6 protein-coding genes and 2 rRNA genes are annotated in these 7,537 nt (G+C 72.6%); 6 read left to right on the top strand and 2 right to left on the bottom strand.

The window, feature by feature from the left end:
• The 3 genes from ALLO2_RS11145 to ALLO2_RS11135 all read left to right on the top strand — a co-directional run.
• A 23S ribosomal RNA gene (locus tag ALLO2_RS11145) occupies positions 1-144 on the top strand; the annotation flags it as partial.
• 70 nt (positions 145-214) lie between these two features.
• Positions 215-331: ribosomal RNA gene (gene rrf / locus ALLO2_RS11140) — 5S ribosomal RNA — on the top strand.
• A 1,437-nt stretch (positions 332-1,768) separates the two neighbouring features.
• Positions 1,769-2,632, top strand: coding sequence for a tetratricopeptide repeat protein (locus ALLO2_RS11135; protein ID WP_023842160.1), 864 nt, complete (start codon positions 1,769-1,771; stop codon positions 2,630-2,632).
• 116 nt (positions 2,633-2,748) lie between these two features.
• Here the strand turns inward: ALLO2_RS11135 and ALLO2_RS11130 are convergent, their stop codons facing one another.
• Positions 2,749-4,080: a DUF1015 family protein gene (locus ALLO2_RS11130; RefSeq protein WP_011437550.1), complete on the bottom strand. Its 1,332-nt coding sequence runs from the start codon at positions 4,078-4,080 to the stop codon at positions 2,749-2,751.
• Between the two features lie 496 nt (positions 4,081-4,576).
• Here ALLO2_RS11130 and ALLO2_RS11125 point away from each other — a divergent pair, with 496 nt between their 5' ends.
• Together ALLO2_RS11125 and ALLO2_RS11120 are read left to right on the top strand one after the other, a co-directional pair.
• Positions 4,577-5,095 (top strand): tetratricopeptide repeat protein, encoded by a 519-nt coding sequence (locus tag ALLO2_RS11125; protein ID WP_308726852.1) that lies wholly within the window; start codon positions 4,577-4,579, stop codon positions 5,093-5,095.
• Positions 5,092-6,441, top strand: coding sequence for an HAD-IIA family hydrolase (locus ALLO2_RS11120; protein WP_035731759.1), 1,350 nt, complete (start codon positions 5,092-5,094; stop codon positions 6,439-6,441). Before ALLO2_RS11125 ends, ALLO2_RS11120 begins: the two co-directional genes overlap by 4 nt.
• A gap of 41 nt (positions 6,442-6,482) precedes the next feature.
• Here the strand turns inward: ALLO2_RS11120 and ALLO2_RS11115 are convergent, their stop codons facing one another.
• Positions 6,483-6,821: an alkyl sulfatase C-terminal domain-containing protein gene (locus tag ALLO2_RS11115; RefSeq protein WP_011437547.1), complete on the bottom strand. Its 339-nt coding sequence runs from the start codon at positions 6,819-6,821 to the stop codon at positions 6,483-6,485.
• A 428-nt stretch (positions 6,822-7,249) separates the two neighbouring features.
• Between ALLO2_RS11115 and ALLO2_RS11110 the strand changes: the two genes are divergently transcribed.
• A complete protein-coding gene (locus tag ALLO2_RS11110) occupies positions 7,250-7,537 on the top strand; it encodes a hypothetical protein (RefSeq protein ID WP_011437546.1) in 288 nt (95 codons plus the stop codon).

Genomic DNA, 7,537 nt, shown 5'->3' with positions numbered 1-7,537 from the left:
AAGCGGGAAGCCTGCTTCGAGATGAGGTCTCCCACAGGGTAGCCTGGTAAGGCCCCCGACTAGATGATCGGGTTGATAGGCCGGAGGTGGAAGTGCGGTGACGCATGGAGCTGACCGGTACTAATAGGCCGAGGGCTTGTCTTCGAAGGTGCTACGCGTCCACTGTGCGGTTCTCGGGTGTACGGCCGGTTCGGCTGGTATATCTGGATAGTGTTTCGGTGGTTTTGGCGAAGGGGAAACGCCCGGTCTCATTCCGAACCCGGAAGCTAAGCTCTTCAGCGCCGATGGTACTGCATGGGGGACTGTGTGGGAGAGTAGGACGCCGCCGGACGTATACGAGTGTGGGGCTGTCTCCCTAGGGAGACAGCCCCACACCCTTTGTCACGCCCTTTTTCGGCATGGTCACCGGGTGGACCCGGTCATCACCGGTCCGGACGTCGTATCGTTGAGGGTTGTGGCATCACCGCACCATCGTGGACCCGGGTGAACGTCGTGGACCCGGGTGAACCCGGACCGACGTACCTACGCAACATCCGAAGCACAGCCGACGATCTCGGGCGCCGTGGTGTCCGCGTCGGAAGCCCGGCGGCCTGAGGGCGCCTCCGGATCACGAGGGACCCGCAGCCGCAACCGCGGTACCTGCGGGATGAAAGGGAAGTTGCCGGTCATGCCGAGGGAAGACAGATCCAGTCAGCGAGGCGGGACGACGCCGTTCACGTCCCCACACCCGCAGCGGCGTGATCGGGACGCTTCAGGTGATCGTGGCACGCCGGCAGAGGGACGTCGCGCCGGGCGCCCGGTGCGTGGCGATGCCCCGGGCGTAAGGCGGGGCGGCGGATCCGAGACCGGCGCGTCGCGCGGACAGGGGGGTCCCTCTCAGGGCGCGCGCCAGGGTGCGCGCGGCGGCGGGCAGGGCGGTGCGCGGGGAGGAACGCGGGGCGGGGCGGGCCAGTTCCGCCGCGGCCCGGAGGGCCAGGGCCGGCCGGACCGCTCCAGGGGTTCGGACTCCAACACCCGGTACGGCAACGCCCGGTACGGCGCATCGCCGCGTGCGGGCGATGCGGGATCCGCCACTTCCTCTTCCTCCTCGGCCGCCTCGTTCGTCGACCGCCGCCCGGGTGGGGCTCGGCGTCCGGAGGGGACGGGGACCGGCGGTGGGCGTGCTCCGGCGGCTGGCGGTGAGCGCTTTTNCCGAGCCGGCGGCCCGCGCGGTGACCGGGGCGCGAGCGGTGACCGGGGCGCGAGCGGAGCCTCCGCCCGCAACCGGGTCGCCGCCGAGGCGGCTTGGCGCGAGCGTCGGGGTCGGCCGGGAGCGGAGGAGACCGGCCGGTCCGGAAGGCCGAGTAGCCGTCCCGACCACGGCAGACCGGGGCGCGACTCCTCGGTATCCCATCGGCCCGGGCAGGCCCGGGCCGGCAGCGACGGCCCGCGGCCCCGGCACGACGGCCCTGAACGGCCGACTCACGGCAGAGTCTGGCGTTCCGATGGCGACCGTCCCGCGGGTACGCGCTCGGCCGGCCCGCGGCCCGGCGGCGATCGAGGCCGGGAGTCCCGGGGGCCCCGGGACACCAGCGGTGGAGGGGACCGCCGCGACGGCGCCGCTCGCGCCGAGCGCCGTGGCCGGCCGTTCACCGAGGCTTCCAGGCCCGGGGGCGGCGGCCCCCGCGGCGGCCCCCGCGGCGGCCGTCCGACCGGGCCTGGCCGGACTGACAGAACCGACCGGGCTGGCCGGACTGATCAGACTGAGCAGGGCAGCCGGCGGGCCCGGGTGCCGGCTCCGCCACTTCCCGACGAGGCCCGCGCGGACCTGCTGGACCACGACGTGCGCCGGTCCCTTCGGGGGCTGCCATCGTCGCTCGCCGACACGATCGCCCGCCATCTCGTCGCGACCGCCCTGCTGCTCGACGACGATCCCGCCCGCGCGCTCGCCCACGCCCGCGCCGCCGCCGATCGGGTGCCGCGCCTGCCTGCGGTGCGCGAGGCGGTCGGTATCGCGGCCTACCATGCGGGGGAGTACGCGACGGCCCTGGTGGAACTTCGGGCCGCTCGTCGGATGGACGGTTCCGCGCACAACCTGCCGCTGATGGCGGACAGCGAACGGGGACTGGGCCGGCCGGAGCGTACCGTCGCCTACCTGCGGGATCCGCAGATCGACCAGCTTGATCCGGCCGCTCGGGCGGAGATGCTCATCGTCGTCTCCGGGGCCCGCCGGGACCTCGGTCAGCCGGAGGCCGCCGTCGTGTTGCTGCGGGATCTGGCCACGGCCAAGACGCCGCCCGCGCCGTGGACCGCCCGCCTCTGGTACGCCTATGCCGAGGCGCTGCTTGCCGCCGGTCGTCCAGAGGAGGCCGCACGCTGGTTCACCTCCACGGCTGCGATCGACGAGGGAGAGACCGACGCCGACGCCCGTGCGTATCTGATCATGACTGGTCGGCCTCTCCCCGAGGAGGACGAGGAGGCTGCCCAGGACGGCGCGGATCTCCTGCTCTCGGATCGGGCCGATCCCGACGCGGACGCCGGGACCGAGGCGAACGTCGATCAGGACATCACCGGCCATGATCTTACTGATCATGGCACCGGCACCGGCACCGAGGCTGCTCCCGAGGCCGAGGCGACGGAGACCGGGAGGTAGGACCGTTCGGCCGAGGACCACTCCGCCCGGTATCCGTGGGTCCGCGGGGAGACGGACCGTGTGTACGCCGGTCCTACGTACGCCGGTCCTACGTACGCCGGTCCTACGTACGCCGGTCAGTCGTCGAGTGGACGCAGCACGAGTCCGGTGCGCGGCTTCGGGGTGAACAACGTCGACTTGCGCGGCATCCGCTCGCCGGCCTCGGCGACGGCCGTCACACCGGCGATCGGGGTGGGGTTGAGCAGCAGCGCGGTNCCTCCCGCCGCAGCCGCCGCGGCGATCGCGGCCGGCGCGTCGTGGTGGTAGTCGACCACGCCCACCGTGTCCGTCAACCCCCAGACGTCCACGATCAACGCAAGATGAGCGACGGTGACGTCGAGTCCACGGAAGGCCGCCGACCGTTCGGGGGGCAGACTACGGGTGAGCAGGTCGGCGTCGGGCTCGGTGAGCAGGTAGGCCGCGGTGCCGTTGGTGACCACGAACGCGTGCCCGCCCTGCCCGGCCTTGGCCAGTTCCTCCACCAGCGCGTCCGGGTCCGCGCCTGCCGGCCCCACGCCACCGGCATCCCCGGCGGCGGTACCNCCCTCGCCGGGCCCGGCGAGCTGACGCACGGTGAACACCTCGGCGGCCCGCCGCACCGCCTCGGTGAGCCCGAGACCACGCACTACCCGGTGGATGGCGTGCACCTGGGGCCCCGAGACGGTCGCGTCGACGAGGAAGGCCAGACCGAAGTCCCAGGGGCCCGAACCATCCCCGGCGGCGTGCCGTTCCGCCTGGTACTGGCGGTAGGTGGCGTACCGATGGTGGCCGTCCGCGATCACCGCGCGCCGGGGCAACAGGTCCGCGGCGATGGCGGTGAGGACCGCCGGATCGTCGATGGCCCAGAGCCGGTGCGTCACCCCGTCGTCCGTGGACGTCTCCACCAGCGGCGTCGTGGCGATCACCATCGAGACCACCCGGCTGGTCTCGCCGCCGCCGGCGTAGAGCAGGAAGATCGGTTCCAGGTTCGCGCGGGTCGCGCGGGTCAGCGCCAACCGGTCTGAGACCGGGCCCGCCATGGTGTTCTCGTGCGGGAGGATGATCCCCGCATCCGGATCGGTCAGCGCGACCGCCCCGATCAGCCCGCGCTGGGCGTGGCCGGCCCGCTCCTCCTCGTAGACGTAGACGGAGGCCTTCTCGTCGCGACGCAGCACTCCGCTGTCCAGCCATGCCCGCAGCGTGCGGGCGGCCCCGTCGTAGTCCTCCCCGGGGAGGATGAGCCGGACCACGTTGCGCTCGTCGCGCGCTTGGAGCTCCGCCCGTTCGGCGTCGTCGATGACGTCGTAGGGCGGGGAGGTCAGCGGGGCGAGGTCCGGCCCGGAGGACGGAAATCGTGCGGCCCGGAACGGGGCGAGCACGAGACCCGCCGGAGCGGGAACGGGACGATCGGCGTCAACCATGAGCCGCATCGTAGGGCCCCGAGAGTGCGGACCCGGTGTGACCCGGGAGTGCCCTCGCTGCTGACCGCCCGTGTTCCGGCCGGCCCGACCGGGCGAGAGGAACATTTCACCACCTTCCCGTAGTGCGAGCGTGCCATCGGAGCGGCGGGACGGTGGACAGCGCACACCTGATCGTTATGGGGATCTCGAGGTACGTTGGGCGGCTTTGCGGCGACACTGGAGCTGCGGACCTCGAGGATGTGCCTGGCGCTTGGCGCCCGCGGTGGCGAAGCCGGACGGAGTGATTCCGGATCTGGCGGTGTTCCTCGGGTGAGAGGCGGTGATGCGCATCGAGGGCGCCACGGTGCGGCGGAGTCCGGCGCGTGGCCTGGCGCGTGGCCTGGCGCGTGGCCTGGCGCGAGGCCCGGCGCGAGGTCCGGCGCGTGGCCTGGCGCGAGGTCCGTGCCCGGTGCTCAGGATTGGTGTGGCGAGGAGACAGATGATCGTCCGTGTCGTGGAGGTGAAGATGTCCGAGGAGACCGGCCCTCCGGGGGATGTACCGGACGAGACGCCCGGTGGGCTGCCCGCCCGCAGACGACGTGATAGATCCAGCTCGGTGCCGTCCGATGTGACGTCCTGGGTGGATGACAGTGCGGACCGGTCCCGGCCGGGACCGGCGGGTGAGGTCTACGACTGGTACACCCGGGGGATGGCGCTGCTCGGCCACGGGGACGCCAATGCCGCGGTGCAGCTGCTGGCCCACGCCGTCGCGGCCGAACCCGCCTCACCGAGCGTGCGGGAGGCGCTGGCCCGGGCACAGTTCACCGCCGGTCAGTACGGCGCGGCCCGGGAGACTTTCGCCTGGATCGTGGACCGGCATCCCACCGACGACTACGCCCAGTTCGGCCTCGGGCTGTCCGCCCGCAAGATCGGTGATCTCCGGGCGGCCGTGGAGCATCTGGCGCTGGCCGTGGCGATGCGTCCCGACATCCGACACTACGGTGTCGCGCTGCGTGGCGCCCGCGCGGCGTTGGCTCGAGCATGACCCGGCCGGCCGCCGTGCCCGCGCCGGCGCACGAGACCACGTCAACCAGCCCTCCGTCAGTCAGCCCTTCCGCGGTCTCCTCCGCTTCGTCGTCCTGCGGCTTGTCCGGTTCCTCTGTGTCCTCTGTGTCCTCTGGTTTCTCCGTGTCTTCCGGCGGCTTCCCCGGGCCGTTGCGCGGGACGGACCGGCCGCTGGCCGACCTGTTCGACGTCGCCCTGATGGATCTCGACGGTGTCGTCAACCGTGGGGCCGCCGCCGTGCCACACGCGGCCGGCACCATCGCAGCCGCGGGCCGCCGGGGGATGCGCACGGTGTACGTCACGAACAACGCACTGCGCCCGCCGGCCGAGGTCGCCGCCCGCCTGCGCGGCTTCGGCGTGCCGGCGCAAACCGAGGACGTCGTCACCTCGGCGCAGGCAGCGGCGCACGTCCTGGCCGAACGGCTGGGCACCGGATCCCGGGTGCTCATTACCGGAGGGCGGGGACTTCGACAGGCGGTGATGGAGGAGGGCCTGGTCCCGGTGGACTCGGCCGAGGACGATCCGGCGGCGGTGGTCCAGGGGTTCGNCCCGGATCTCNCCTATGCCCGCCTCGCCGAGGCGGCCTATGCCATCCGGGCCGGAGCACTGTGGATCGCCAGCAACGCCGATCGCACCGTGCCAACCGAGCGGGGCGTCGCGCCTGGTAACGGATCCGTCATCGCCTTCCTGCGGGCCGCTACGGACCGCGAGCCGGTGGTGACCGGCAAGCCCGAGTCGGCGATGCACCGCGAGTCGATGCGGCGCAGCGGAGCCCGGATACCCCTCATCGTCGGTGACCGGCTCGACACCGACATCGAGGCCGGTCACCGGACGTCGACGCCGACCCTGCTCGTCTTCACCGGGGTGACGACCCCCGGAGACCTGCTCGCAGCTCCCGCTCCGCACCGTCCCGACTTCCTCGCCGCGGACCTGCGCGGGCTGCTCCGGGCGGCGCCACCGGTGGAGGCCGTCCCGGAGCTGGGGAACCACGCCTATCGTTGCGGCGCCTGGAGCAGCCGGGTCGAGGAGGGGACGCTGCACTGGTCGGGTGAAAGCTACGGGCTGGGCGATGACGCGTCGGATGGCGATCGTTCAGGCGGCGGTCATTCCGGTGGGGATGCGTCAGACCGGGATATGTCGGGTGACGACACGTGGAACGGGGACGGCACCGACGGGCTGGACGGGCTGCGGGCCGCCTGCGCCACGGTCTGGTCCGCCCTGGACAGCGGCGTCGCCGTCCACGCGATCGCGGCGCGACGCCCACCGGGTTGCGAGGACCTGATGGCTCCGGCGCCCCGGGCACCGGAGCCCGTGGCGCTCGCCTGAGTCCCGGCGCCTTGGAGCATCGTCGGTGAACAGGCGCATCGTCACAGCAGCGAGCGGACCCGCAGCAGATCCCACACGCTCGCGTCCACCTTCAGCCGCCCACTGGCCCAGGCGGTCATCGCGGGAAGCCTTCCCTCGGCGACCGCCACCAGGTCGTCGCTCTCCAGCGTCAGGGTGATCTGGGCGTCGTCGCGGCTGCCTTCGCCAATGTGCCGCAGGCAGCCGTCGCGCAGCTCCCCGGAGAAGACAGCGCCGAGATCGGGGATACGACAGACGATGACGCGATCCGGGGCGCGCGGGGGACGGCCGTCGGCGGAGAGCCCATCCAGGCGGGCGGCGAGAGCATGGAGCGCGGCCTCGCACTGCGACCTGTCGGCCATCCCGGCCGGTCCTCCTCTCGGCCTGTTCGACCTGCGCCCCTCTCGGCCCGGCGTGCCGGGACACTAGCGTGAGAGTAGGTGTTCCGGTCGGCCTGTTCGACCTGCGCCCCTCTCGGCCCGGCGTGCCGGGACACTAGCGTGAGAGTAGGTGTTCCGGTCGGCCTGTTCGACCTGCGCCCCTCTCGGCCCGGCGTGCCGGGACACTAGCGTGAGAGTAGGTGTTCCGGGCGGGACGACCCGCGTGGTGGGCGAGTTTACACCGGTTGCGAGCCGATCTCCGGTGGTCCTGACGGACCCGGGGTGAGGTCCCGGGCCGGCCGAGGGCGGATCCGGCCGGACGAGGAGTGGACAGGACATGAGATTCGTCGCATGACGCACGTCGCCAGGGTCCGTCGCGTCAGCGGCCGTGAGTGCGGGAGGCTGACAACGTGAACACCGAGAATCTGCCTGCCGAGGTTCGCGGCGCCCTCGGCCGGCTGGACATGCTCGACGTCCTACCGACGGCCGCGCATGTCGAGGTCTTCGAGGAGATAAACCGCCGGTTGGCCGGGGCACTGGCGGACCTGGACGGGAGCGCTGACCAGGTCAAGGGTGCTGACCAGGTCAAGGGCGTCGGGGGCGCGGCCGGGCCGGGCGTGCCCGTTCCGGCGCGTTGCGGGGCGCGTCCCACGGGAGGGCCGCGGCCCGGGCCGGGCATGATCCGGCCGGCGCGGTGA

The sequence above is a fragment of the Frankia sp. Allo2 genome, from assembly GCF_000733325.1.
GTDB classification, from domain to species: Bacteria; Actinomycetota; Actinomycetes; order Frankiales; family Frankiaceae; genus Frankia; species Frankia casuarinae.
The sequence above is the reverse complement of the archived record's forward strand: the minus strand, read 5'-3'. Positions and strand labels throughout refer to the sequence as shown.